Source organism: Actinomadura napierensis (assembly GCF_039529375.1).
Classification (GTDB): Bacteria; Actinomycetota; Actinomycetes; order Streptosporangiales; family Streptosporangiaceae; genus Spirillospora; species Spirillospora napierensis.
On the sequence record NZ_BAAAMR010000093.1, the window covers coordinates 13,554 to 38,248 of the forward strand.

Annotated in this window: 23 protein-coding genes; 15 read left to right on the forward strand and 8 right to left on the reverse strand. The window is 72.2% G+C overall.

Features of this window, described 5'->3' with window-relative positions; all coding sequences use genetic code 11:
* Nucleotides 1-28: 28 nt before the first annotated feature.
* Nucleotides 29-832 carry a DUF2470 domain-containing protein gene (locus tag ABD296_RS37045; protein WP_344278555.1) on the forward strand — a complete coding sequence of 268 codons (804 nt, stop codon included), beginning with the start codon at nt 29-31 and terminating at the stop codon, nt 830-832.
* Between the two features lie 339 nt (nt 833-1,171).
* Nucleotides 1,172-2,353: a trans-sulfuration enzyme family protein gene (locus ABD296_RS37050; protein ID WP_344278558.1), complete on the forward strand. Its 1,182-nt coding sequence runs from the start codon at nt 1,172-1,174 to the stop codon at nt 2,351-2,353.
* A 76-nt stretch (nt 2,354-2,429) separates the two neighbouring features.
* Here ABD296_RS37050 and ABD296_RS37055 read toward each other — a convergent pair whose 3' ends face one another.
* Together ABD296_RS37055 and ABD296_RS37060 are read right to left on the reverse strand one after the other, a co-directional pair.
* A complete protein-coding gene (locus ABD296_RS37055) occupies nt 2,430-3,590 on the reverse strand; it encodes a DUF5925 domain-containing protein (RefSeq protein ID WP_344278561.1) in 1,161 nt (386 codons plus the stop codon).
* A 73-nt stretch (nt 3,591-3,663) separates the two neighbouring features.
* Nucleotides 3,664-4,449: a lysophospholipid acyltransferase family protein gene (locus tag ABD296_RS37060; RefSeq protein WP_344278564.1), complete on the reverse strand. Its 786-nt coding sequence runs from the start codon at nt 4,447-4,449 to the stop codon at nt 3,664-3,666.
* 131 nt (nt 4,450-4,580) lie between these two features.
* Between ABD296_RS37060 and ABD296_RS37065 the strand changes: the two genes are divergently transcribed.
* A complete protein-coding gene (locus ABD296_RS37065) occupies nt 4,581-5,432 on the forward strand; it encodes a hypothetical protein (protein ID WP_344278567.1) in 852 nt (283 codons plus the stop codon).
* Nucleotides 5,433-5,453: 21 nt separating this feature from the next.
* Here the strand turns inward: ABD296_RS37065 and ABD296_RS37070 are convergent, their stop codons facing one another.
* Nucleotides 5,454-6,131, reverse strand: a complete 678-nt coding sequence (locus tag ABD296_RS37070; protein ID WP_344278569.1) for a uracil-DNA glycosylase — start codon at nt 6,129-6,131, stop codon at nt 5,454-5,456.
* A gap of 253 nt (nt 6,132-6,384) precedes the next feature.
* Here ABD296_RS37070 and ABD296_RS37075 point away from each other — a divergent pair, with 253 nt between their 5' ends.
* Nucleotides 6,385-7,842 (forward strand): WS/DGAT/MGAT family O-acyltransferase, encoded by a 1,458-nt coding sequence (locus ABD296_RS37075; RefSeq protein WP_344278571.1) that lies wholly within the window; start codon nt 6,385-6,387, stop codon nt 7,840-7,842.
* Nucleotides 7,843-7,845: 3 nt separating this feature from the next.
* Here ABD296_RS37075 and ABD296_RS37080 read toward each other — a convergent pair whose 3' ends face one another.
* Nucleotides 7,846-8,856 (reverse strand): hypothetical protein, encoded by a 1,011-nt coding sequence (locus ABD296_RS37080; protein WP_344278574.1) that lies wholly within the window; start codon nt 8,854-8,856, stop codon nt 7,846-7,848.
* A 103-nt stretch (nt 8,857-8,959) separates the two neighbouring features.
* Between ABD296_RS37080 and ABD296_RS37085 the strand changes: the two genes are divergently transcribed.
* From ABD296_RS37085 to ABD296_RS37110, 6 genes are all read left to right on the forward strand, one after another.
* Complete coding sequence (locus ABD296_RS37085) at nt 8,960-9,751, forward strand: SAM-dependent methyltransferase (protein WP_344278577.1); 792 nt, start codon at nt 8,960-8,962, stop codon at nt 9,749-9,751.
* 32 nt (nt 9,752-9,783) lie between these two features.
* On the forward strand, nt 9,784-11,082 hold the full coding sequence (locus ABD296_RS37090) for an MFS transporter (RefSeq protein WP_344278580.1): 1,299 nt from the start codon (nt 9,784-9,786) through the stop codon (nt 11,080-11,082).
* Nucleotides 11,083-11,210: 128 nt separating this feature from the next.
* Complete coding sequence (locus tag ABD296_RS37095; protein ID WP_344278583.1) at nt 11,211-11,510, forward strand: SAV_915 family protein; 300 nt, start codon at nt 11,211-11,213, stop codon at nt 11,508-11,510.
* Nucleotides 11,507-11,842: a hypothetical protein gene (locus tag ABD296_RS37100; protein ID WP_344278586.1), complete on the forward strand. Its 336-nt coding sequence runs from the start codon at nt 11,507-11,509 to the stop codon at nt 11,840-11,842. The genes ABD296_RS37095 and ABD296_RS37100 overlap by 4 nt, the downstream gene beginning before the upstream one ends.
* Nucleotide 11,843: 1 nt before the next feature.
* On the forward strand, nt 11,844-13,076 hold the full coding sequence (locus ABD296_RS37105; protein WP_344278589.1) for a WXG100 family type VII secretion target: 1,233 nt from the start codon (nt 11,844-11,846) through the stop codon (nt 13,074-13,076).
* A 275-nt stretch (nt 13,077-13,351) separates the two neighbouring features.
* Nucleotides 13,352-13,864: a hypothetical protein gene (locus tag ABD296_RS37110; RefSeq protein WP_344278591.1), complete on the forward strand. Its 513-nt coding sequence runs from the start codon at nt 13,352-13,354 to the stop codon at nt 13,862-13,864.
* Nucleotide 13,865: 1 nt separating this feature from the next.
* Here ABD296_RS37110 and ddaH read toward each other — a convergent pair whose 3' ends face one another.
* The 3 genes from ddaH to ABD296_RS37125 form a co-directional block, all read right to left on the reverse strand.
* On the reverse strand, nt 13,866-14,708 hold the full coding sequence (gene ddaH, locus ABD296_RS37115; RefSeq protein ID WP_344278593.1) for a dimethylargininase: 843 nt from the start codon (nt 14,706-14,708) through the stop codon (nt 13,866-13,868).
* A gap of 160 nt (nt 14,709-14,868) precedes the next feature.
* Complete coding sequence (locus ABD296_RS37120) at nt 14,869-15,486, reverse strand: TetR/AcrR family transcriptional regulator (protein ID WP_344278596.1); 618 nt, start codon at nt 15,484-15,486, stop codon at nt 14,869-14,871.
* A 9-nt stretch (nt 15,487-15,495) separates the two neighbouring features.
* Complete coding sequence (locus ABD296_RS37125) at nt 15,496-15,882, reverse strand: rhodanese-like domain-containing protein (RefSeq protein WP_344278599.1); 387 nt, start codon at nt 15,880-15,882, stop codon at nt 15,496-15,498.
* Between the two features lie 76 nt (nt 15,883-15,958).
* Here ABD296_RS37125 and ABD296_RS37130 point away from each other — a divergent pair, with 76 nt between their 5' ends.
* The gene (locus tag ABD296_RS37130; protein WP_344278602.1) at nt 15,959-16,537 is read left to right on the forward strand and encodes a TetR/AcrR family transcriptional regulator; all 579 of its coding nucleotides are present in this window, start codon (nt 15,959-15,961) and stop codon (nt 16,535-16,537) included.
* Nucleotides 16,538-16,592: 55 nt separating this feature from the next.
* On the opposite strand, the gene lpdA is transcribed toward ABD296_RS37130, so the two are convergent.
* Nucleotides 16,593-17,996, reverse strand: a complete 1,404-nt coding sequence (lpdA, locus tag ABD296_RS37135) for a dihydrolipoyl dehydrogenase (RefSeq protein WP_344278605.1) — start codon at nt 17,994-17,996, stop codon at nt 16,593-16,595.
* 410 nt (nt 17,997-18,406) lie between these two features.
* On the opposite strand from lpdA, the gene ABD296_RS37140 reads away from it, so the two are divergent.
* From ABD296_RS37140 to ABD296_RS37155, 4 genes are all read left to right on the forward strand, one after another.
* Nucleotides 18,407-18,946, forward strand: a complete 540-nt coding sequence (locus tag ABD296_RS37140; RefSeq protein ID WP_344278608.1) for a hypothetical protein — start codon at nt 18,407-18,409, stop codon at nt 18,944-18,946.
* An 89-nt stretch (nt 18,947-19,035) separates the two neighbouring features.
* Nucleotides 19,036-20,466 (forward strand): MFS transporter, encoded by a 1,431-nt coding sequence (locus ABD296_RS37145; protein ID WP_344278610.1) that lies wholly within the window; start codon nt 19,036-19,038, stop codon nt 20,464-20,466.
* Nucleotides 20,467-20,954: 488 nt separating this feature from the next.
* Nucleotides 20,955-22,388: a family 2B encapsulin nanocompartment shell protein gene (locus ABD296_RS37150; protein WP_344278613.1), complete on the forward strand. Its 1,434-nt coding sequence runs from the start codon at nt 20,955-20,957 to the stop codon at nt 22,386-22,388.
* The coding region (locus tag ABD296_RS37155) for a terpene synthase family protein (RefSeq protein ID WP_344278615.1) at nt 22,388-24,695 on the forward strand (2,308 nt) is incomplete at its 3' end. The genes ABD296_RS37150 and ABD296_RS37155, both read left to right, overlap by 1 nt.

Below are 24,695 nucleotides of genomic sequence, written 5' to 3' on the forward strand. Positions count from 1 at the left end.
AAGCCTAACCTAGTACGTCAAGGAGGCCATGGTGGGGCGAGCGGACACGACGGGGACGCGGGTGGACGGGCCCACGGCGGCGGAACGGGCACGGACGCTCGCCTACGGCATGGGCGACGGCGTCCTCGCCGTGCCGGGCGTCCCGCACACGCCCGTCCCGGCGTACACGACGGACGTCGACGGGCGGCCGCTGCTGCTCCTGCCGAAGGAGTCGGCGCTGGTCAAGGCGCTGGAGGGGGAGGAGGACCTGCCCGCCACGCTGCGCGTCTGCGACGTCGCGCCGGTCCCGCTCGCCGACCGGGTGCGCGGCCGGGCCTGGCTGCACGGCTGGGTGTCCGAGCTGCCGCCGGCCGGGCTGCGGGACGCCGCGCTGAAGCTGGCGCGCCCGCATCCGCGTCCGGAACTGCTCGACCTCGCCGCCGAGGAGCCGTCGCGCGACGGCGCGTGGACGGTCCTCACACTGGACGTCGCGCAGGTCGAGATCGAGGACGCCTGGGGCGGCGCGACGCTCGAACCGGAGGAGTACGCCGCCGCCACGCCGGACCCGTTCGTCGCCATCGGCGCGGGCATCCTGACCCATCTGGACTCCTGCCACCGCGACGAGCTGAAGGGCCTGCTGCCGGTGTCGGCGTCACCGTCCGGCGATCCGGACGGCCTGCCGGAGGTCCGGCCGCTCGGGCTCGACCGATACGGAATGTGGCTGCGCTGCTCCGCGCCGTCGCCAGACGCGGGCGGGACGTTCGACCTGCGGCTGGCGTTCGGGGAGCCTGTCAGTGATCTCCCCGGCCTGCGCCGGATGTACCGGCACCTGTTCGCGCACGCGACCCCGTAGCCCGTAAGGGACGAATACGAAATCTCCGGCGAGTTGGCAGTGATCTCCCGGATGGCGCGGACCCGGCCCGCCGGGACATGCTCGGGTCTCCGGCCGTGGGACGCCGAGCGTCGCCCGTCCGGGACGCCTCGGCCGCCGGCTCGCCCTCGCGGGGTGGGTGAGCCGGCGGACGGGGACCGTACCGGACGGCGGGACGCCGGCGGCCCCGGCCGGGCCGGTGGTCCGGCGCCGCGGAGCGGAAGCCGGGGGCGTGGTCCGGACCACTGGTCGAAGCCGGCTCCAGGCCACTGCCCGCGATTGGCTCTGCCGCCGGGCCCCGCCGCACCGCAGGCTGGAACCATGACCGGACACGACCCGCAGACCCGCGCCGTCCACCCGCCCGTCGTCACGCCGGCCGGCAGCCGCCCGCTCGCCCAGCCGATCTTCCAGGGCCACCTGTTCGCCTTCGACGGGGCCGCCGACCTCGCCGCCGCCTTCGAGGGCCCCGGCAAGGCGTTCCTGTACGGGCGGTTGAGCAACCCGACCGTCCGCTCCCTCGAGCAGTCCCTCGCCGAACTGGAGGGCGGCGCCGGAGCCCTCGCCACCTCCGCCGGGATGGGCGCGATCAACGCCGTCCTGATGGCGCTGCTGAAGTCCGGCGACCACGTGATCGCGCAGTCGTCGCTGTACGGCGGCACATACGCGCTGCTGCACGACCTGGCCGACCGGTGGGGCCTCGAGCTGACCCACGTCCCCGGCGACGACCCGGAGGAGGTGCGGCGGGCGCTGCGCCCGAACACCCGGCTCCTCTACCTGGAGACGATCGCGAACCCGACCACGCACGTCACCGACCTCCCGGCGTTCACCGAGGCCGTCCGGGGAACGGGCGTGCTCACCGTCGTCGACAACACCTTCGCGCCGCTGCTCTGCAGGCCCGTCGAGCACGGCGCGGACATCGTCGTCCACTCCGTCACCAAGTACATCAGCGGGCACGGCGACGTCATGGGCGGCGCCGCGGTGTTCGCCGACCCGGACGTGCACGGCCGCGTCTGGGACCACGCCGTCGAACTCGGCTCCATCACCGACCCGTTCGCCGCCTGGCTGACCCTGCGCGGGCTCGCGACGCTGCCGATGCGCATCGCCCGGCACAGCGCGACCGCCCTCGACATCGCGCGCCGCCTCGCCGCGCACCCGTCCGTCGACCGCGTCCACTACCCGGGCCTCATCGACCACCCGCAGCACGAGACCGCGCGCCGGCTGCTGCCAGACGGCGCCGGGGGCGTGCTGTCGTTCGAGCTGGCCGGCGGGCGCGAGGCCGGGCGCGTGTTCAGCGAGACGGTGCGGCTGGTGTCGCTCAGCCCGTCGCTCGGCGACACCGGCACGCTCGTCATGCACCCGGCGAGCACCTCGCACCGCCAGATGGACGCGGCGTCCCTCGCCGCCGCCGGCATCGGCGAGGGCACCGTCCGCCTGGCCGTCGGCCTCGAACACCCCGACGACCTCTGGCAGGACATCGAACAGGCCCTCGCCAAGGCCGCCTGACCGACCACGTTCACTTGCGGCGGGTCGTCGCCATGAGGGCACTCATGACGACGACCCGCCGCAAGCCGACGGGAGGCTAGAGGTAGAAGCCGGTCGCGGAGGCGGGCCTCTCGTGGACCTCGGGGCGGCGCTCGCCCTTGCGCAGCGCGGCGAGCTCGGCGAGGGTGGCGCCGTCCGGGCCGATCTCGGCCGCGGCGTCCGCGCCGTCCAGCCACGCCGCCGACTCCTCGCGGGTCAGCCGGCCCACCTCGATCTGCGCGAGGCAGCGGCCCGGCCGCACCACCGCCGGGTGCAGCATCGCCAGGTCCTCGTTGGTGGTGATGGCCACCAGCACGTCCCGGCCCTGCCCGAGCATCCCGTCGGTGAGGTTGAGAAGCCGCGACAGGCCCTGGCCCGTCGACTGCTTGGCCTCGCCGCGGATCAGCTCGTCGCAGTCCTCCAGGATGAGCAGCCGCCAGCGGCGGTTCTCGTCCTCGTCGTCGCCGACCGCGACCTCCATGAGGTAGCTGGGCGTGCCGAACAGCGCCTCCGGGTCGAGCACGCAGTCGGCCTGGCACCACTTGCCCCACGCCCGCGCCAGCGCGCGCAGCGCCGTCGTCTTGCCGGTGCCGGGCGGGCCGTGCAGCAGCAGGAGCCGGCCCGACACCTCCTCGCGGGTCAGGCTCATCACCTGGTCGAGCGCCTCGGCGACCGCGCCGGTGTAGTTGCCGCGGATGTCCTCCCACGCGTCGGCGGAGATCGCGCGCTCGTCGCGGGACGGGCCGTGCATCCCCATGTGCCAGAAGCCCATCTCGACGCTGGTCTCGTCGGTCTTCGGCGGGTCCGTCGCGTCCTTCACCGACGCGTCCAGGACCGACCCGGCCAGCTCGTCGGAGACCGCCGACACCGCGAGGTAGGCGCTGCCGTTCTTCCACCGGTTGGTCAGCAGCGTCCAGCCGTCGCCCTCGGCCAGCACCGACTCCTTGCCCTTCTCGCGGGCGACCCGCACGAGGCGCGCGCCGTCCGGGCGCAGCGGCGCCTCCGGGCGGACGTGGTCCAGCCGCGTCGACCGCGACCAGGGCTGCTCGCCGGACGCGAACGGGCGCAGCGACAGCACGTCCATCACGTCGGCGGGGGAGTTGTTGTCGCTGAGGTTGAAGACCACGGGCAGCGTCGACTCGGGCCCCGGATCGGTCGCGTTCTCCCCGGGCCCGACGAGATGCAGGACGTCCTGCCCGCTCTCCTGCGACATGGTCATGTCATTGATCATCGGGCGTGCCGGGCGGACGCGTCCACCGAATTAGGGACGCGGCCGGCGGCCCGCGGCCGGCTCAGGCGCCGCCGCCCTCGCGCGCCTCGCGCTCCAGCCGGGCCGCCTTGCGGGCCTCCGCCTCCTGGAAGTCGAGCTTCTCGGCCTCCTCCGGCGTCGGCGCGGTGCCGCCCAGGTAGGCGGGCTGCCACCACTTCTCGCCCGGCTTCGGGGCCTCCGGGTACTCGCGCTGCGCCTTCTCCAGCAGCTCCGAGATGCGGGCGCGCAGATCCTTGGTGACCTCGTCGTAGTCGTCGCCGCGCTTGGGGTGCATGGGCTCGCCGATGAGGATCGTCACCGGGACGTTGCGCTGCAGCAGCCGGCGCTTGCGGCCCTTGGTCCACATCCGCTGCGGGCCCCAGATCGCGACCGGGATCAGCGGGGTCTTGGACGCCACCGCCATCCGCACCGCGCCGCTCTTGATGTCCTTCACGGTGAACGACCGGCTGATCGTCGCCTCCGCGAACACCCCGACGATCTCGCCGCCGCGCAGCGCCTTCAGCGCCGCCGCGTACGAGGAGGCGCCCGCCTCCCGGTCGACCGGGATGTGCTTCATGCCGCGCATCAGCGGCCCGGCGATCCGGTTGTCGAAGATCTCCTTCTTCGCCATGAACCGCACCAGCCGCCCGGCCGGGTGCGCGGCCACGCCGGCGAAGATGAAGTCGAGGTAGCTGACGTGGTTGCTGACGAGCACGGCACCGCCGGTGCTGGGAATCCGGTCGGTCCCCTCCAGCCGGAACTTGGTGTTCAGGACCTTGAACACGCCGAGGGCCGTCTTGATCACTGGCGGGTACACGCGTTCGGACATGTCAGCACCGTACTTGAGGGACGCCATGATCAGCGAGTGCGGCGCCGGGATCGCGATGGATCCCACAAGCGGCCGGAACTCTGAGAAGGTGGGGGTGTGACGTGATCCGCCGATGGTGAAGGGGGATGAGCATGGAACCGTTGGACGCGGCGGCGGACGTGCACGCGCTCATCCGCGACGTGCTCCCGGCGCTGGCGCCCAGCGCCTGGTTCGACTCCGGGACGTCGGAGGTGGTGCTGCCGCTCGGCCGGTCCGAGGCGCGCGCCTCCAGCTGGACGGTGCTGGAGCGCTGCTCCCGCGAGCCGCGCTCGGTATGGCCGCAGGTGGTGGGCGAGTGGGTCCGCGAGGTCGGCGACCGCGCGTTCCTCGCCGTCGGCGAGATGGAGCTGTTCGGCGACGTCCGCGAGCTGCTGCGGCTGCGGATCGTGCCGAAGCTCGCGCCGCGCGACCGCGAGGGCCTCGTCGTCGTCCCCGCCGGGGACCACTTCGACGCGATGGTGATGATCGAGCACCCGCGCTACGGCGGCCCGCTGACGAAGGCCCGCGCCGGCCTGCTCGGGCTGCACAAGCTCGGCTATGTGATGACGAACACGCACGACCGCGAGCTGTCGGACGTCGCCGTGCACGACCAGCCGCTGCTGCCGGGACGCGACGTCCGGGTGGTGACCAAGCCGGGCAGTCGGTACGTGTCGGCGCTGCTCAGCGAGGTCGACCAGTTCCTCCCGGTGCCGAACGAGCACGGCGCGCTGGTCGGCGTCCCGTGCCACAGCACGCTGCTGCTGTACCCGATCACGTCCACGGCCGTCCGCGAGGTGCTCCCCGTCTTCGCCGACGTCGTCCGCGAGATGCACGCCGCCGCCGAGGACCCGTGCGCGCCCGGCGTCTACTGGAGCCACGGCGAGCGCCGGCTGACCCCCCTCCCCGCCGACGCCCCCACCGAGGGCACCGGCGAGTTCGCGACCCTCCTGCGCCGTCTGGGCTGACCCAGCGGGCGTCCCTCTCCCTTAGGGGAGTTTCCAGTCGACGGGAGCGGCGCCCTGCTGCTCCAGGAGCTGGTTGGCGCGGGAGAAGGGGCGGGAGCCGAAGAAGCCGCTGCCGGCCGAGTACGGGCTCGGGTGGGGCGACTCGATGCACGGGACGTCGCCGAGCAGGGGCTTGAGGTTGCGGGCGTCGCGGCCCCAGAGGACGGCGACGAGGGGGCGGCCGCGGGCGGCGAGGGCGCGGATGGCCTGCTCGGTGACCTGCTCCCAGCCCTTGTCGCGGTGCGAGCCGGGCTTGCGGGGCATGACGGTGAGGGACCGGTTGAGCAGCAGGACGCCCTGCTCGGTCCACGGCGTGAGGTCGCCGTTGGACGGTTCGGGGTGGCCGAGGTCGTCGCAGTACTCGCGGAAGATGTTGACGAGGCTCGCGGGCAGCGGCCGGACGTCCGGCGCGACGGAGAAGCTGAGGCCGACCGGATGGCCCGGGGTGGGGTAGGGGTCCTGCCCGACGATCAGCACGCGTACCTCGTCGAACGGCTGGGTGAAGGCGCGCAGGATCAGGTTCCCGGCGGGCAGGTAGCGGCGTCCGGCGGCGACCTCGGCGCGCAGCCAGTCGCCGGCCGCCGCGATCGTCCCGGCGACGGGGGCGAGGGCCTGCGCCCAGCCGGCTTCGACGATCTCGGTGAGGGGGCGTGCCGTCATGGCGCATCAGCCTAGTGCGATGATCAAAGGGTCGGAGGCCGAACGGTTTCTTGATCAGGCTTGTGACAACTCCTGACCACATCAGGACGGAAGATCGGGAAAAGTTTTCTCGGTTGCCCCGAATCGGCAGATGAACCGAGTGAAACGTCCCGTTAAGTCGGTGTTACTTTCTGACGCGGTGCGTTGACCTACCGCGTCCGCCGCCGAAACCTGGGAGGGCAGGCAAACGCAGGACGAGCGGACGGGACGCGAGATGACCCAGCTGACCAGCGTGGACGCCACATTCCTCAACGCCGAGATGGGCAACGTCCATGCCCACATCGCGGGGCTGGGGGTGCTCGACCCGGCCTCGTGCCCCGGCGGTCGGCTCACGGTCGCGATGGTCGCGGGCCTGGTCCGCGACCGCGCGCACCTGGCGGCGCCGCTGCGGCGCCGGCTCGTCCCGGTGCCGTTCGGCCTGGACTTCCCGTACTGGGAGGACGACCCGGACTTCGCCCCGGAGAAGCACATCGTCGAGGTCGGGCTGCCCGCGCCGGGCGACGACCGGCAGCTCGCCGACGCGGTGGCGATGCTGCACGAGCAGCCGCTCGACCGGTCCCGCCCGCTCTGGGAGATCGCCCTCATCCAGGGCCTCCAGGGCGGCCGCGTCGCCGTCTACATCAAGGTCCACCACGCGGCGATCGACGGCGTGATGGCCGCCGAGACGCTCGCCGCGCTGCTCGACCTGTCGCCCGAGCCGCGCGAGCTGCCGCCCGACGACGCCGCCCCCGTGCGGGCCCCGAGCACGGCGAGCATGGTCGGGACCGGGCTGCTGCGGGCGGCGGCGCATCCGGTCCGGTCCGCGCTGTCGGTCGCGCGCACCGCCCCTTACCTGGACGAGATCCCCGGCCTGGCGTCCGTCCCGGGCGTCGGGCTCGTGTCGTCGATGGTGCAGGGCGCGCTGGGCCGCCCCGCCGCGCCGCGGATGCCCCGGGTCGCCGCGCCGGCGACCCCGTTCAACCGGCCCGTCGGGCGGCGCCGCTCGGTCGCCTGCGGCGAGCTGCCGCTCGCGGACGTCAAGGAGATCCGCCGCGGGCTCGGCGGCAGCGTCAACGACGTGGTCATGGCGCTGTGCGCGACCGCGCTGCGGCAGTGGCTGGACAAGCGCGGCGACCTGCCGGACGGCCCGCTGGTCGCGGGCGTGCCGGTGTCGCTGCGCCGCGCGGGCCACGGCGGCGCCGGCGGCAACCAGGTGTCGATCATGAGCGCGCCACTGGCCACGCACGTCCCCGACCCGGCCGAGCGGTACGCCGCCGTCCGCCGCGACATGGACCTGGTCAAGCGGCGGTTCACCGCGTCGGCGGGCGGCTGGGTGCGGGAGATGAGCGGGCTGCTGCCCGCGCCGGTCGCGGGCGCCGTGACCCGGTTCGCGCTGCAGGCCGCGTCGGCGGTCTCGCTGCGCCCGGTGAACCTCGTGGTGTCGAACGTGCCGGGCCCGCAGTTCCCGCTGTACCTGTGCGGCGCGCGGGTCCTCGGCTACTACCCGATCTCCGTCGTCACGGACGTCAGCGGCGGCCTGAACATCACGGTGTTCTCCTACGACGGCAAGGTGAACGTCGGCATCGTCGCCTGCCGCGACCTCGTGCCCGACCCGTCCGAGATCATCGACCACCTCGACGACGCACTGGACGAGCTGCGGGCGCTCAGCCGGCAGGCGCTCGGCGAGGGCTGACCCTCAGGCGCCGATGCCGAGCGCGGCGCGGTGCCGCCACGCCAGCGCGAGCGCGGCGGCGCCGGCCGGCTGCATCGGCTCCGGGACCGTCCCGTCGAACGCCGCCGTCGACACCCGGCCCTCGTCGTTGACCGCGACGAGCCCGCCGAACAGGTCGCCGAACGCCGCGTCGTCCATCACGACGACCGTGAGAAGGTCCAGCGCGAAGGTGAGCGGGTCGACGCCGAGGCCGAGGAAATGGGCGCGTATCCGCCGCTCGTTCCGCGCCTGCGTCATCGCGCGGTGGAAAGGCCATTCCTCCTGGACGAAGCCGTCGCCGTAGTCCTCGTCCATTCCGAGCAGTTCCTCGGCGTATTCGCGGACCATGCACCGCCACAGGTCGAGGTCGTCGCGCTCGTCTACGAGGGGCTGGAAGACGCCGACCGGCATGACCTGGTGGAGGCCCCCGGCGTGCGCGACCTTCGCCGGGTCCCGCCAGTGCAGGACGTACGAGCCGGACGCCGTGACGGTCAGCGTCGTGATCGCGCACAGCGCCGTCCGGCGGCGCAGGTCGCACGGGTCGCCGACGCGTTTCCGCAGGCCGTCGCGGTCGGCGGCCAGTTCGTGCGCCGCGGCCTCGCCCACGTTCACGCCGTCGAAGTACCGGGCCGGCCCGAACCGCAGCACCGGCGGACCGGCGCCGGCGCCGGCGGCGAGCAGGCGGTAGCTCGGCCGGTCGTCGAAGGTCTGCGGCGGGGCGAGCGCCGCCATGGCGCCGGCGTAGGTGCGGTATCCGTCCGGCAGGCCCTCGGTGGGCTCGGCCACGGCGGGCGGGGCGGGGGCGTCGTCCCATTCCAGCCGGACGTCCTCCAGCGGGACGGGCGCTGTCGGAATCCATTCGTCCCGGCACATCAGCCGGGTCCCCGCGACGCGCGGAACGCCGGGGTAAAGGCCGCTCGCGAGCCGTCCGAGCCGGTCGCGCTCCGCGTTCAGCAGCGCCCGTTCGTCCCGCCACCGCATTTCGTCGGGATTCATCGCCACCGACCGTAGCCGATCCAGCCGGTATCGTGTTCCTTGCGCGCGTTTGTCAGTGGACACTTGCAGATTCGGCTACGGTGCGCATGTGCAGAACGAATCGATGGTTCCTTTTGACACGGGCAAGCCCTCGCCGGCGCGGATGTACGACTACTTCCTCGGCGGCAAGGACAATTACGAGGTCGACCGCGTGGCCGGGGAGAAGGTCAAGGAGGCCATCGGGGAGATGCTGGCCGGCGCCGTCGTCTGGGAGAACCGGCGGTTCCTGCAGCGGGTCGTCCGCCATCTCGCCGAGTCGGGCATCGACCAGTTCGTCGACCTGGGCACCGGCCTCCCGACGCAGGGCAACGTGCACGAGGTCGCGCAGGAGATCATCCCCGACGCCCACGTCGTCTACGTCGACAACGACCCGATCGTGCTGGCGCACGGCCGCGCGCTGCTCGCCACCAACGCCACCACCACGGTGATCACCGCGGACGTCCGGGACCCGGAGGGCATCCTCGGCCATCCCGACCTCCGGGAGCTGATCGACTTCTCCCGCCCCGTCGCCGTGCTGTGCATCGCGCTGCTGCACTTCCTGCCGGACGCCGACGACCCGGCGGGCATCCTGGCGGCCTTCCGGGACCGGCTGTGCCCCGGCTCGTATCTCGCCCTGTCGCACCTGACGAACGACGGCGTCCCCGCCGACGAGCTCGACCGCGTCGAGGCCGTCTACGCGCAGGCCACGAGCCCGATCGTGTTCCGGCCGCCGGAGCGCATCCGGGAGTTCTTCGACGGCCTCGCGATCGAGGAGCCGGGCCTGGTCCGGCCCTGGCGGTGGCGGCCCGAGCTGGGCGTCGAGGGACCGTGCACCGAGGCGCTCTACGCCGCCCTCGGCCGGCTGCCCGCCGACTGAGGAGCCGGGTACGTGACCTAAAATCGCTTTACGTGCAGATCGCCCAAAGTACCGAAAACCCCCTGGAACCCCTGGAACGGCGGAGCGCACCGCCCCTCGCCTGGGCGCTGTGGGGAGTCGGCGTCCTCGCCTACGTCGCGGCGGTCCTGCACCGGACGTCCTTCGGCGTCGCCGGCCTCGACGCCGTGCACCGCTTCGGCGCGTCCGCCGGCATCCTCGCCACCTTCACCGTCCTGCAGCTGCTCGTCTACGCGGGCCTGCAGATCCCCGTCGGCCTGCTGCTGGACCGCGTCGGCCCGCGCCGGATGATCGCCGGCGGCGCGCTGCTGATGGCCGCCGGGCAGGCGCTGATGGCCGTCTCCACCGGCGTCGGCACCGCCGTCGCCGCCCGCGTCATGGTCGGCGCCGGCGACGCGATGACCTTCATCAGCGTGCTGTCCATCGTCGCCACCTGGTTCCCCGGCCGGCAGGCGCCCCTGGTCACCCAGCTCACCGGCCTGCTCGGGCAGCTCGGCCAGGTGCTCAGCGCCGTCCCGCTCGTCGCGCTGCTGCACGGCCCCGGCTGGACCACCGCGTTCGGCTCCGCCGCCGCCCTCGGCGTCCTGGTCGGTGTGCTCGCGATCGCCGTCCTGCGCGACCGCGCGCCCGGCGCCGTCCGCACCGCCGCGCCGCCGCTCGGCCAGGTGGGCCGCGACCTCGCCAGCGCGTTCCGGCATCCCGGCACCCGGCTCGGCCTGTGGACGCACTTCGTCACCCAGTTCTCCTCCAGCACCTTCGCGCTCATGTGGGGCTACCCGTACCTGGTCTCGGGCCAGGGGATGCGGCCCGCCGCCGCGTCCACCCTGCTCACCCTGCTGGTGCTGGCCAACGTCATGTCCGGGCCGTTCGTCGGGCGGTTCGTCGGCCGCCACCCGGCGCACCGCTCCCGGCTCGTCCTCGGCATCGTCGCGATCAACGCCGGCGCGTGGGCCGCCGTGCTCGCCTGCCCGCCGCCCGCCCCGTCCTGGCTGCTGGTCCTGCTGGTGCTGTGCATCGCGCTCGGCGGCCCCGGCTCGATGATCGGCTTCGACTTCGCCCGCACGTTCAACCCGCCCGCCCGGCAGGGCACCGCCACCGGCATCGTCAACGTCGGCGGCTTCGTCGCCTCGCTGGTCACGATCCTGCTGATCGGGCTCGTGCTGGACGCCCTGTCGCCCGGCAAGGACTTCACCCCGTCCGCCTTCCGCGCCGCCTGGACCGTCCAGGCCCTCATCTGGACGATCGGCATCGCCGGCGTCCTCCGCACCCGCCACCTGACCCGCCGCCACCTCGCCCTCACCGAGAACCCGTAAAACGCCGGAAACCCCTTTTCAGTCGGCCGGAATGAGCATCGATCCGTGGTCAGATATTCATTGACGGCCGGTGGACTCCGCTGTGTAAGGTTGAGCCGCTTCCTTCGATGTCCATGCCGGGGGTACGAATGGCGGATGACGGCGACGGCACGGCCATCTGGACCCAGCTCGTCTACGTTCCCTCCCGCCGTTTCCAGCAGGGCGACACCGCCGCCGAATTCGCACTGAGCCTTTTCGAGGACGGCCGCCGCGTGCTGCCCCTCTACTCCTCGCTGGAACTGCTCGTCGCGGGCTGCGGCGAGGACCAGCCGTGGGTCGCCGTCCAGCTCCGGGCCCCCGAGGGCATCGAGAAGTTCGCCGAACTCACCGGCGCCGACGTCGTCCTCTGGGACGTCGACTTCACCGGAATGGAAGGGGACCCCTCATGACCGACGGCCTCATTCCCGGCACCACCGGCGGGGGCGGCTACCTCCTCTACGACGGCGCCCTCGGACGGCTTGCCCAGCAGCTCCACGGCACCGGCGCGAAACTCGACGGCCAGGCCGCCTCCGCGCCCAATGCACCGGACGCCGGCGTCTGCACGGCGGCCGTCGCCTCCGTCCTGGAGTTGTTCGCCGAATCCCTCGGCGGGATCGTGGACGCGTTCACCGTGTCCGCCGACACGGTCGTCCACAACCAGGGGATCTACGCCAAGGCCGAGCAGACGATCAAGTACGTGAACACCCCCGAAGGCTGCAAGATCGTCCGAGGGATCTCCTGACATGCCTCTCGACACCGAGATCAAGGGCGACCCCGCCGCCCTCCGCGCAACCGGCACCTGGCTGCGGCGGACCTCCGGCGCCGCCGACCAGGCGTCCGCTGAACTCCAGCGCACCCGCACGCAGTCGCAGCCCGGCTGGGACGGGACGGCCGCGAGCGGCTACCGCTACGTCATGACCAACTTCGGCACCAGGATCGACGGCGTCTCCACCGGCCTGGGCCGCACCGGCAAGGCCCTCGACGAGCACGCCGGCGACCTCGACGACTGCCGGGCGGCCATGAAGCGCGCCCGCGACATCGCCACGTCCGCCGGCCTCCGCGTCGACGGCTACACCGTCCACGACCCCGGCCCACCCCCGCCCCGCACCGGCCTGGCGGGGGCTCAAGGCCCCTACGAACCCGATTCCCCGATGGGCCGCGCCAACGCCGCCTACAACAAGGAACTGGGCGCCTACGCGAGCAAGGTGAGGGCGTACACCGACGCCGCGCTCATCGTCTCGGCGTGCCGTAAGAAGGAGACGGCCTCCCAGAGCACGCTGATGCAGTTCCTGCAAGGCTTCAATGACACGACCCCCTTCAACGTCGCGAACCTCGGCATCGGTTACACCGGCGGCCTCATCGCCCGCAGCAAGAGATTCGTGAAGCTCGCGGAGGCGTGGGAGGAGAAGGCGCTCGAAGGGGCCAAGCTGCTCGACGAGGATCTGCCGCCGGTCACTGCCCGGAGCGTCATCATCAGGAAGGGCCTCGCCGACATAGAGGCGAACCGCTACAGGCAGCTGAGCCAGGACAACAAGATCCTTACGGCCTTGGAGCACGCGCCCGGCGGAAAATGGGTCCTGGACGGTGATCGGATTCCGCGGAGCCTCACCGAAGTGCCGGGTCTGGGAAAGGTCGGACTGGCGAGCAAGGGCATCCCGGTGGCCGGCTGGCTCGTCACGGGAGTCGCCATAGGGAACGACGTGCGTCACGGGAAGCAGCCGGTCAAGTCGGCGGCCTCCGAGATCGGGGGAACCGTGGCGGGCGCTGCCGTCACGGGCGCGGTGGACGGGGCCATTACGGGGCCCGAGGGGGCTGTGCTCGGCGGGCTCGCCGGTGTCATCGTCGGAGCGGGCGTGGCCTTCGGCATCGACGAGTGGGGCGGGACGGTGGCCTCCAAGCTCGCCGAGTCGGGGAGCGGGCTGCTTCATGGCGCCGCCGACGGCGTCAAGGAACTCTCTTGGCCGAGGTTCCGGTGAAAAGGCCGGAGAGGGGAAAGCTGCCTCCGCGGCCGGACGCTCGGACCGGTCTGCCGCGGCCACCGGACGCACCGGATCTCCCCGACTGGAGCCGGCCGTTGAAGCGTCCGAGGACGCGGCGCCCACGGCCGCCCCAAGGGCAAGGGATCACCTTGGAATGGACGCCCCGGTCACGGGATCGGAGGGTCCGGGGGGCGTTTCTCGTCCTCTGCGCCATCGGAGTGGTCTATCTCGCAATCGCGAACAGGGGTTTCGGGTGGGCGCAGGACTGGCGAATGTGGGCTCTGCTGTTCGCGCTGTCCGGCCTGGGAGCGCTTTTCGGCCTCATCGAATGGCGGATCGACTGCGGCGCCGACTGGCTCCGCTACGCCTGGAAGTGGGTGAAGCTGTACGAGCTGACCGAGATCGAGGTTACCGGCGATCGGGAGTTGCGGCTCAAGGACAGGGGCGAACGAGAAGTCAAGATAGAGCTGAAGGAGTTCGGTAAGAACCGGCGGTTGTGGAATCTCGTCTACAACGGGATCCAGCACTCCTACCATTACGGCGGTGCCTCGGCCGACGCGGGGACCCGGTTGTCGCTGCACCTGAACAGTCCCACGCTGGTGCCGCTCACCGGCGACGAGGACGAGGGCGAGATCGTGCGCGAGGACGTGGGCGCCGCCGTCCGCGACTTCCTCGGCTGGGAACCGGACCGGCCGGAAGATCGTGCCGCGTTGAAGGCGTGGGAGGCCGGTCATGAGAGCTCGGGGCCCGGCGGCGGGGAGCGGCGGCCGCCGCCGGGCGGGTGAGTCAGGGGCGTAGTTCCAGGGTGCAGCATTTGGGGCCGCCGCCGGCCTTGCGGAGTTCGGACAGGTCCACGGGGACGGGGTCGTATCCGCGTTCGCGCAGCGCGGCGATCAGGACGGTGGCCTCGGCGTTAATGACGACGTTGCGGCCGTCGCACACGGCGTTCAGGCCGAGGACGGCCGCGTCCGCCTCGCCGGCGATGACGGCGTCCGGGAAGAGCCGTTCGAGCACGGCGCGGCTGCCGGGGGAGAAGGCGCCCGGGTAGTAGGCGACGTTGGCGCCGCCTAGCGGGAACAGCGCGGTGTCCAGGTGGTAGAAGCGCGGGTCGATCAGCCGCAGCGTCACCACGGGACGTCCGAGGAACTCCTGCGCCTCCTGGTGGGCGGCGATGTCGGTGCGGAATCCCGTGCCCGCGAGAATGACGCCGTCCAGGGTGAGGAAGTCGCCTTCCCCTTCGTTGGTGTGCTCTGGAATGAGGACGTCGGGGAAGCCGTTCTTGCGGAGCCAGTCGGTGTACGCGGGGCCCTCCGCGGAGCGTTCGGGGAAGGTGAACTTCGCGCCGTAGACGCGTCCGCCGACGACGAGCGCGCCGTTCGCGGCGAAGACCATGTCGGGAAGGCCCCCGATCGGGTCGATGAGGTCGACCTCGTGCCCGAGCGAGACGTAGGCGGCGCGCAGCGCCTCCCATTGCTCGACGGCCCTTCCCGCGTCCGAGCCCGCGGCCGGATTCATCCACGGGTTGATGGCGTACGTCACCGCGAAATGCTCGGGGCGGCACATCAGGTAGCGGCGCCGCGTCGCGGTCCGCTGGGGGGTGCTCGGCTCCGTTGCCGGCATCACGGTCATGCTCGTCTCCTGGGCTTCCAAAGGACATCGACTGAGCGAAAGCCTAGAAACGAAAGCCCTGCGTTCCAATGCGTCGACCTTGCGCTGACCTGGGTATTCGTTGCGTCTTCAGGGTCGGGGACGGCGATTCGTTGCGAACCCGTCGGCCGGTCGGCGGGCCTCAGCGGGGCAGCGGGGTGAACATGTGGTCGAGCATGGTGTGCAGGAAGGTGCGGAAGCCCTCCACGTCGTCGTGGGGGCAGGGGGCGCTGCTCGGCGTGTGGCGGCGGGGCGGCTCGCCCGGACCGCTGCGGACGACGCCGCCGGTCAGGAAGCCGTAGACGCACCAGACCACGCTCCAGATGAGGTAGTCGGCGTCGACGTCGGGCGGCAGGAGGTCGCGTATGGTGTCGGCGATCTGGACCGACAGCGGCTTGGTGTAGAGCTCTTCGAACCCGGGCAGGTCGGCGGCGTCCCCCATCCACCGGTGCTGCCACAGCGCCAGCACCTGCGGGTGGGTGACGTAGAAGTCGAGGTAGGCGTCCGCGAGCCGGACGATGCCCTCCCGGCCCGGCGTGAACTGGGTCAGCGCGGCCTGCATGGCCGCCTCCTCCACCTCGTCGGCGCGCTGCATGACGGCGCCGTACAGGTCCGCCTTGGTCGCGGCCACGCCGTGGACGGCGCCGATGTCGTAGCCCGCCGCGTCGGCGATCATCTGCAGCGACGTCCCGTCGTACCCCAGCTCGGCGAAGATGCGGGTCGCCGTCGTGATCAGCCGCTCCTCTTCGATCTCCCCCATGCGATCACTTTAAGTGATCGCCCCGCCGGGCGGCCGGGACGGGAGCCGCGCCCCCGTCCCGGCGCGCAGTTGGGCGGGTTCGGTGGGGAGGCCGGCGTTCACCCAGTCCTCGATGCCCTCGGGGTACTTGCGGACGTCGGTGTAGCCGAGGGCGGTGAGCCGGTCGGCGACCTGGCCGCTGTTGGCGCAGGCGGGGTTGGAGCAGTAGGTGACGATCGCGGCGCCGCGGTCGGGGAGCAGGGCGGGTGCCTGCGCGTCGACGTCCGCCGCGACGAGCGGGACGGCGCCGGGCAGGTGCTGCTCGGCGTAGTACTCGCCGCCGAGCGCGTCGACGACGGTGACGGTCCCGGCGTCGATCGCCGCCCTGAGCTCGTCCCGGCCGATGAGTGTGGTCATGGCTGTGCCTCCAGAGAAGACGGACTATAGTCCGGTTATGCCTCGAGACGGTACCGGACCACAGTCCGCTTCTGCAATGCCGCTGGAACTCCTGCGCACCCCGCCGCCCAAGGAGCGCTCGGACGCGGCGCGCAACCGGGCGGCGGTGCTGGAGGCGGCCGCCCGGCTGTTCGCCGAGCGGGGCGTCGACGCGGTGTCGATGGACCAGGTGGCGGCGGAGGCAGGTGTCGGCAAGGGGACGCTGTTCCGGCGCTTCGGCGACAAGGCGGGCCTTGCGGTCGCGCTGCTGGACGCGCGGGAACGCGTGCTGCAGGAGGCGATCCTGCACGGGCCTCCGCCGCTGGGCCCGGAAGCGGGGGACGGGGAGCGCCTGGTCGCGTTCGTCGAGGCGTACCTGGACTACCTGCTGGAGCACCTGGCGCTCGTGCGGATGTCGGAGACGGCCTCGCCCGGCGCGCGGTACCGGATCGGCGCGTACCGGTTCTGGCACCGCCACGTGGCGATCCTCGCGAACGGGGCACCCGACCCCGAGTACGCGGCGCACGCCGTGCTCGCGGCGCTGTCGGCCGAGCACGTGGCGGCGCTCCTGCCCGAACTGGGGGAGGAGCGCATCAGAGGGGGGATCGTCCGGCTCGCCCGGTGCGCGGTGCGGTGACCGGGCGGCGGGACGCGGCGCGCCCGTCCGCGGGGACGGGCACGCCGGAACCGGTCTAGAGGTTGATCATGTGGCCGGCGAGGCCGTGCACGGCCTCCTTGACGGCCTCGCCCAGGGACGGGTGGGCGTGCACGTTGCGGGCGACCTCGTGGACGGTCAGGTCCCACTGCTGGGCGAGGGTCAGCTCGGGCAGCAGCTCGGTCACCTCGGGGCCGACCATGTGGGCGCCGAGGATCTCGCCGTACTTGGCGTCGCTGATCACCTTGACGAAGCCGTCGCCCTCGCCCATGCCGAGCGCCTTGCCGTTGGCGCTGTAGGGGAACTTGGCGACCTTGACGTCGAAGCCCTGCTCCTTCGCCTGCGCCTCCGTCCAGCCGAACGAGGCGATCTGCGGCTGGCAGTAGGTGGCGCGGGGGATCATCACGTAGTCGAGCTCCATCGTCTCCGCGCCCGCGATGGTCTCGGCGGCGACGATGCCCATCGCCTCGGCGGCGTGCGCGAGCATCAGCTTGGCGGTGACGTCGCCGATCGCGTAGATGTGCGGGACGGACGTGCGGCAGCGGCCGTCCACGTCGATCGCGCCGCGCTCGGTGAGCTGGACGCCGGTCTTGTCCAGGCCGTAGCCGTCCACGTTCGGCTGGAAGCCGATCGCCTGCAGCACCTTGTCGGCCTCGATGACCTGCTGGGCGCCGTCCTTGCCGGTGACGGTGACCTTGACCTTCTCGCCGGAGTCGTCGATGCCGTCGACGCGGGTGGAGGTCAGCACGTCGATGCCGAGCTTGCGGTACCGCTTGGCCAGCTCCTTGGACACGTCGGCGTCCTCGTTGGGCGCCACCCGGTCGAGGAACTCGACGATCGTGACCTTCACGCCGTAGTTGTGCAGGACGTAGGCGAACTCGACGCCGATCGCGCCCGCGCCGGCGATGACGATGCTCCCCGGCAGCTCGGAGCTGAGAATCTGCTCCTCGTAGGTGACGACCCGCTCCGACAGCGAGGTGCCCGGCAGCAGCTTGGTGTGCGCGCCCGCCGCGATGATGCAGCTGTCGAAGGTGACGGTCTCGGTGGAGCCGTCGCCCTTGGCGACCTGGAGGGTGTTCGGGTCGGTGAACGTCCCGCGCCCGTCATAGGAGGTGATCTTGTTCTTCTTCATCAGGAACTGGACGCCCTTGACGAGCTTGTCCGACACCTGGCGGCTGCGCTGGTAGGCGACGCCGTAGTCGAAGGTGACGTTGCCCTCGACGTTGATCCCGTAGGTCTTCTGCTCCTGGGTGAAGATGTGCGCCAGCTCGGCGTTGCGCAGCAGCGCCTTCGAGGGGATGCAGCCGACGTTGAGGCAGACGCCGCCCCAGTACCGCTCCTCGATGATCGCCGTCTTCAGCCCGAGCTGTGCCGACCGGATCGCGGCGACATATCCACCCGGACCCGAGCCCAGGACCACGACGTCAAAATGTTCGCTCATATTCACCGACGATATTCGGCGCGGGGCCGTGCTCGCATCCCGGACGGCGGCGCGGTGACCCTGGCCACGCCGCGGACCGCGGCGGGCGGCCTCCCTGGCCACGGCGCGTGACCGCGGGGCGCCCGTACGGGTCCGTCGTCACATGCTGTTAGGGTTTTCCACGTCCCCCGCCGTGAACTTTCGCGGGGGCGTGCGGCGCGCGAGCGGCGCGGCTGCGCCGCTCCGGAGGCGCGCCCGTGCCGTCCGGTCGCGCGAGCCATGGCGGCGTCCCCGGAACCGGCGCCCCGCGGACGGCGCCGCTCCGCAGGCCGCGGTGCCGCTGGAACACGGCGGCGGCGGCCGATCGTTGCCCTCAGATGGCCTGCCCCGGGCGCAGCGGCCCGTCCCGAGCCGAGTGGAGGAGAAGCCGAGTGAGGATTCCCAAGCGCGTCAACGCCGTCCTCGACTGGATGGAGCAGCACTTTGGCGCACTTGCGGTCGTCGTCGCGCTCGTCATCGTCGCACTGGTGGCCATGCTCGCGCCGCCGCTGGTCGGGCTTCCCATCGCCGGTTTCATCCTCGGGGTCGCCGCCGGCGGCTTCCTCGTCCACGTCCGGCTGAGCCGGCGGATCGCGCGGGCGCGCGCGGAGATGGACGACCTGCTGCGGGAGAACGGCGCGCTGCGGCACCGCAACACCGTCCTCGCCAGCGGCGTGATCAGCCGGGGCGCGCAGGAGACGCAGGCGCTGGTGGCCATCCCGGAGGACGACGAGGACCTGGTGGAGGACGACCCGTCGCGCACCGCGGCGCTCCCGGAGCTCACCGACGAGCTGCTCGGCGGCGACCCGGGCGACACCCTCGGCGACGGCTCCTCCGGCGTCCCGGCCGAGAAGCCGGCCGAGGACGCGGACGCGGAGGGAACGGCCGCCGAGGGCGGCGAGGACACCGCCAGGAACGTCCGGAAGGCCTGACCGCGCCCGCTCCGGCGAGTCACCGGACCGCAAAACCGCGCGCGTTAGCTTCGCTGATCTTCGGGCAGGGGGAAGGCCGGGAGGTGCGGATGAACGCAGAGTCCGGTCCTGAGTCCGCCGACCCGGCGGGTACGGCGGAGACGGCGGAGACGGCGGAGACGGCGCAGGGAGGCGACCACGCCGCCGACGAGGGCGTCGACATCGGGGCGGTGCACAAGGCGGTCATCGCCTCGGCGATGGGCAACTGCATCGAGTGGTTCGACTTCGGCGTGTTCAGCGCCGGGGTCATGACCTCGATCATCGGGACGCGGTTCTTCCCCGAGCACATCTCCGGCAGCGCGACGCTGCGCTCGTTCGCGCTGATCGCGGCGGCGTTCCTGGCCCGCCCGTTCGGCGGGCTGTTCTTCGGCCCGATGGGCGACCGGCTCGGCCGCAAGCGGGTGCTCGCCACCACGATCATCCTGATGTCGGGCTCCACGTTCGTGATCGGCATCCTGCCCGGCTACGGGACGATCGGGATCGCGGCCCCGCTGCTGCTGCTGGCGGTGCGCCTCACCCAGGGGTTCTCGACGGGCGGCGAGTACGGCGGCGCCGCCACGATGATCGCCGAGTACGCGCCGACGAACCGCCGCGGGTACTTCGGCAGCTTCCTGGAGTTCGGCACGCTGACCGGCTACATCCTGGGCGCCGGGCTCGTCCTGCTGGTGAACCTGGCGGTCGGGGACGCGGCGATGCACGACTGGGGCTGGCGGATCCCGTTCCTGATCGCGCTGCCGCTCGGGATCGTCGGGCTCTACGTCCGGACCCGGATCGAGGACACCCCGACGTTCCAGGCGATGGAGCAGTCCGGCAAGAAGGCCCGCTCGCCGCTGAAGGAGACCCTGGAGCACTACTGGAAGATCATCCTGATGCTGATCGGGATCGTCTTCCTGCTGAACGTCGCGGACTACACGCTGCTCACCTTCATGCCGTCCTACCTGGTCGACTTCCTGCACATGGGCAGCGTGAAGTCGCAGCTGGTCACGATCGGGGTGGAGGCCGCGATGATGGCGGTGATCCTGCCGACCGGCCACCTGTCGGACCGGATCGGCCGCAGGCCGGTGCTGCTGATGGCGGCGGTCGGGTTCATCCTGTTCAGCTGGCCGGCGTTCGCGCTGATGCAGACCAACAACTGGTTCGGCATCGCGTTCGGCTACGCGATCATCGGCGGGCTGCTGGTGCTGATGCTCGCGGTGATCGGCGCGACGTTCCCGGCGATGTTCCCGACGAAGGTGCGGTACGGGGCGTTCGCGATCGGCTACAACATCTCGACGTCGCTGTTCGGCGGCACGGCCGCGGTGCTGGTGGGCTCGCTGATCGACGCGACGGGCAGCAACTACGTCCCGGCGTACTACATCATGCTGGCGGCGGTGGTGGCCCTCGTCCCGATCCTGCTGATCAAGGAGACGGCGAACGTGCCGATCGAGCGGGTCGGAATGGAGAACGCCCCGGAACCGGTGGGTTCCGGGGCGGAACGCTGACCTCCCGCCGCGCGGGCGCGGGCGGCGTGCGACGCGTCAGCGGGCGAAGTGCCGGCGGGCCCAGCCCACCAGCGATCCCGCGATCACGAGTGCGACGGTCGTCTCGATCGCCAGCGCGGTCCAAACCATGGTCACCGGGGGCCTCCCTCCGTCTTCGCCGGGCGCGTCCTGTTCCGCGTCCGATGCTCATCCTGCGTAACACCAGGATGCGCTCCCGGTTTCCCTGTCCGGGCCGTCCCCTGGCGTGATTTGGGTCACGCGTCACCCCTCTGACCTGCGCCGAAACCTCTATGGAGGGTAAAAACGCAGGTCGACGCCGTGCGGCCCGGCACCGGCTCCGCGCACCCCGTTTCCATACCGGCCGGAATCGCGTCCGGCGGGCCCGCGCGGGCTATCGCCCGACGGTGTGACTTCTGTGGCGGCCAGGCGAACATATAGCTCGTTGCGCCCGTCTGATTACCGTCGGTAGCGTCTCCGTTGGTTCATCCATGGCAGACCTACGACGAATCGGTGGTGTGGACGTGACGGAAGAGCAGTTGAGCCTCAGTACCTCTGCGGCGCGGAACCTGGCGACCACGACCAAGTCCGTCCCCCAGATGCAGGGGATCACCTCCCGGTGGCTGCTGAAGCTGCTGCCGTGGGTGGAGGCGTCCGGCGGCGCCTACCGCGTCAACCGGCGGCTCACCTACACGGTCGGCGACGGACGGGTGACGTTCGTGACGACCGGCGCGGACGTCCGGGTCATCCCGCGCGAGCTGGGCGAGCTGCCCCCGCTGCGCGGCTACGAGGACGACCTCGCGCTGGACGCGCTGGCCGGCCGGTTCACCCAGCAGGAGTACGAGCCCGGCGACGTCGTCGTGGAGGAGGGCCGGCCGATCGACCGGGTGGTCCTCGTCGTGCACGGCAAGCTCAGCCGGGTGGGGGCCGGCGAGTACGGCGCGGAGGCCGTGCACGGGACGCTCGCCGACGGCGACTTCTTCGGCGAGCGGACCCTCGTCGGCACCGACGAGGGCGCGGAGCCGGCGACCTGGGAGCACACCGTCAAGGCGCTGACCACGGTGACGGTGCTCAGCATGAGCGAGGCCGACTTCCAGGAGACGCTCGGCCAGTCCGCCTCGCTCCAGGCGCACCTGGACGAGTACCGGGCGGACCCCGGCCGGTCGTCGAACGAGCACGGCGAGGCCGCGATCGACCTGGCGTCCGGGCACGACGGCGAGCCGGTGCTGCCGGGCACGTTCGTCGACTACGAGGGCGCCCCGCGCGAGTACGAGCTGAGCGTCGCGCAGACGGTGCTGCGGGTGCACACCCGCGTCGCCGACCTCTACAACGAGCCGATGGACCAGGTGGAGCAGCAGCTGCGGCTGACCATCGAGGCGCTGCGCGAGCGCCAGGAGCACGAGCTGATCAACAACCGGGACTTCGGCCTGCTGCACAACACCGACCTGGCGCAGCGCGTGCACACCCGGCTCGGGCCGCCCACCCCCGACGACATGGACGAGCTGCTCACCCTGGTCTGGAAGGACCCGGCGTTCTTCCTCGCCCACCCGAAGGCGATCGCGGCGTTCGGCCGCGAGTGCAGCGCCCGCGGCGTGTACCCCGACAGCGTGGACGTCGGCGGCCACAAGGTGCCGGGCTGGCGCGGCGTCCCGATCTTCCCCTGCAGCAAGATCCCGGTCAGCCGGACCGCGACCAGCTCGATCCTGCTGATGCGCACCGGCGAGGCGACGCAGGGCGTCATCGGCCTGCACCAGACCGGGCTGCCGGACGAGTACCAGCCGGGCCTGTCCGTCCGGTACATGGGCATCGACGACAAGGCGCTCATCAACTACCTGGTCAGCTGCTACTACTCGGCGGCCGTCCTGGTCCCGGACGCGCTCGGCATGCTGGAGTCGGTCGAGATCGCGCACGGCGGTGCGGCGTAGTGAGACCGTTCGAACTCCCCGAGTTCTACATGCCGCACCCCGCGCGGCTGAACCCCCACGTCGAGGCGGCCCGCGCACACTCCAGGCGCTGGGCGCACGACATGGGGATCCTCGGGCCCGACGCCACGGGGCCCGAGGTCTGGAGCGAGGACGAGTACGACGCCCACGACTACGCGCTGCTCACCGCGTACACGCACCCGGAGGCGCCCGGCCCCGTCCTGGACCTGGTGACCGACTGGTACGTGTGGGTCTTCTACTTCGACGACCACTTCCTCGAACGCTACAAGCGGCCCCGCGACCTCGCGGGCGCCAAGGAGTACCTCGCGCGGCTCCCCGCCTTCATGCCCGTGGAGGCGGGGGGCCCGTCCGGGGCGGCCGGCGGCCCGGAGCCGGCGAACCCGGTCGAGCGGGGGCTCGCCGACCTGTGGGAGCGGACCGTCCCGCTGATGTCGCCGGAGTGGCGGGCGCGGTTCGCCGAGAGCACCCGCAACCTGCTGCAGGAATCGGCGTGGGAACTGGCCAACATCGACGAGTCGCGCGTCCCGAACCCGATCGACTACGTGCACATGCGCCGCAAGGTCGGCGGCGCGCCCTGGTCGGCTGACCTGGTCGAGGTCGCGGCCGGCGCGGAGGTGCCGGCGCGGGTCGCCGGGACGCGCCCGCTCCGGGTGCTGAAGGACGCCTTCTCCGACGCCGTCCACCTGCGCAACGACATCTTCTCCTACCAGCGGGAGACCGAGCAGGAGGGCGAGGTCAACAACGGCGTCCTGGTGATGGAGCGGTTCCTCGGCACCGAGCCGCAGCGCGCCGCCGAGATCACCAACGACCTGCTGACGTCGCGGATGCAGCAGTTCGAGAACACCGCCCTCACCGAGCTGCCGATGCTGTTCGAGGAGCACGGGCTCGACCCGCGGGAACGCCTCGACGTGCTGCGCTACGCGCGGGGCCTGCAGGACTGGCAGTCCGGCGGGCACGCCTGGCACCTGCGCTCCAGCCGCTACATGAACGAGGGCGCGGCGCGGCGGCGCGGGCTCGCGAGCCTGCCGGAGATCGCCGGGCTGCTCGGCCTCGGCACCTCGGCGGTGCGGATCCGATCGCTGACCACCCCGCCTTTCGGGCGCAGGCTCTGGGGGGCCGAGGGGACGCCGTCGGGAGCGATGCCGCCGCCCGGCCCGCCGCCCGCCTCCGGCGGGTTCCGGATGCCGGCGTTCACGCTGCCGTACGACACGCTGGTGAACCCGCGCGTCGCCGGGCTCCGCACCCATGTGGCGGCATGGGCGCGGGAGATGGGGATGCTGGACGGGGACGTCCCCGGCGACGCCCCCCGCGACGTCCCCGGCAGGCCGTCGCCGGCCGCGGATTCCGCCGTCCCGTGGACGCCGGACGCGTTCGACGCCGCCGACTACGCGATGTTCGCGGCGCTCACCCACCCCGACGCGCCCGGCCCCGAACTGGAACTGATCGCCGACTGGCACGTGTGGCGGTTCTACTTCGACGACTTCTTCGCCGAACGGTTCAAACGGCCCCGCGACCTGCTCGGCGCCAAGGCGTACACGGCCCGGCTGCTCGCGCCGCCGGCGGGCGCCGAGCCGTCCGACCCCGTCGAGCGGGGCCTCGCCGACCTGCGGGCCCGCACCGCCGCCGCCATGCCCGAGGACGAGCGGGCCGATCTCGCCGAGGCGCTGCGGCGGCTCACCGACAGCTGGCTGTGGGAGCTGGCGGGGCTCCTGCAGAACCGCGTCCCCGACCCGGTCGACTACGTCGAGATGCGCCGCAGGACGAGCGGCGCCGCGTTCACCGCCGGGCTCCTGCGGCACACCCTCGCGGGCGGGCTGCCCGACGACGTCCTGTCCTCCACGCCGATGCAGGCGCTGCGCGACACGTTCGCCGACGTCCACGGGCTCCGCAACGACCTGCTCTCCTTCCACAAGGAGACCGAGGTCGAGGGCGAGCACAACAACGGCGTCGTGGCCGTCCAGCGGTTCCTCGGCTGCGGGACGCAGCGCGCCGCCGACATCGTCGCCGACCTGGTCGAGGCGCGCGTCCGGCAGTTCGAGCGGACCGCCGGGGCCGGGCTGCCGGTCCTCGCCGCCGAGCACGGGCTGGACGCCGCGGCCCGCGCCGGCCTGGCGCGCTACGTCGAGGCGATGCGCCGCTGGATGGCCGGCGACCTGCACTGGTCCACGACCACCGGCCGCTACGCCCGCCCCGCCGGCGACGCGGCGCCCGCCGGCCGTGAAGGGGCGCCCGCCGGTGGCGACGGGGCGTCCGCCGGGCTGGCGGCGGCCGGCGGCGGGGGGGGGGGGG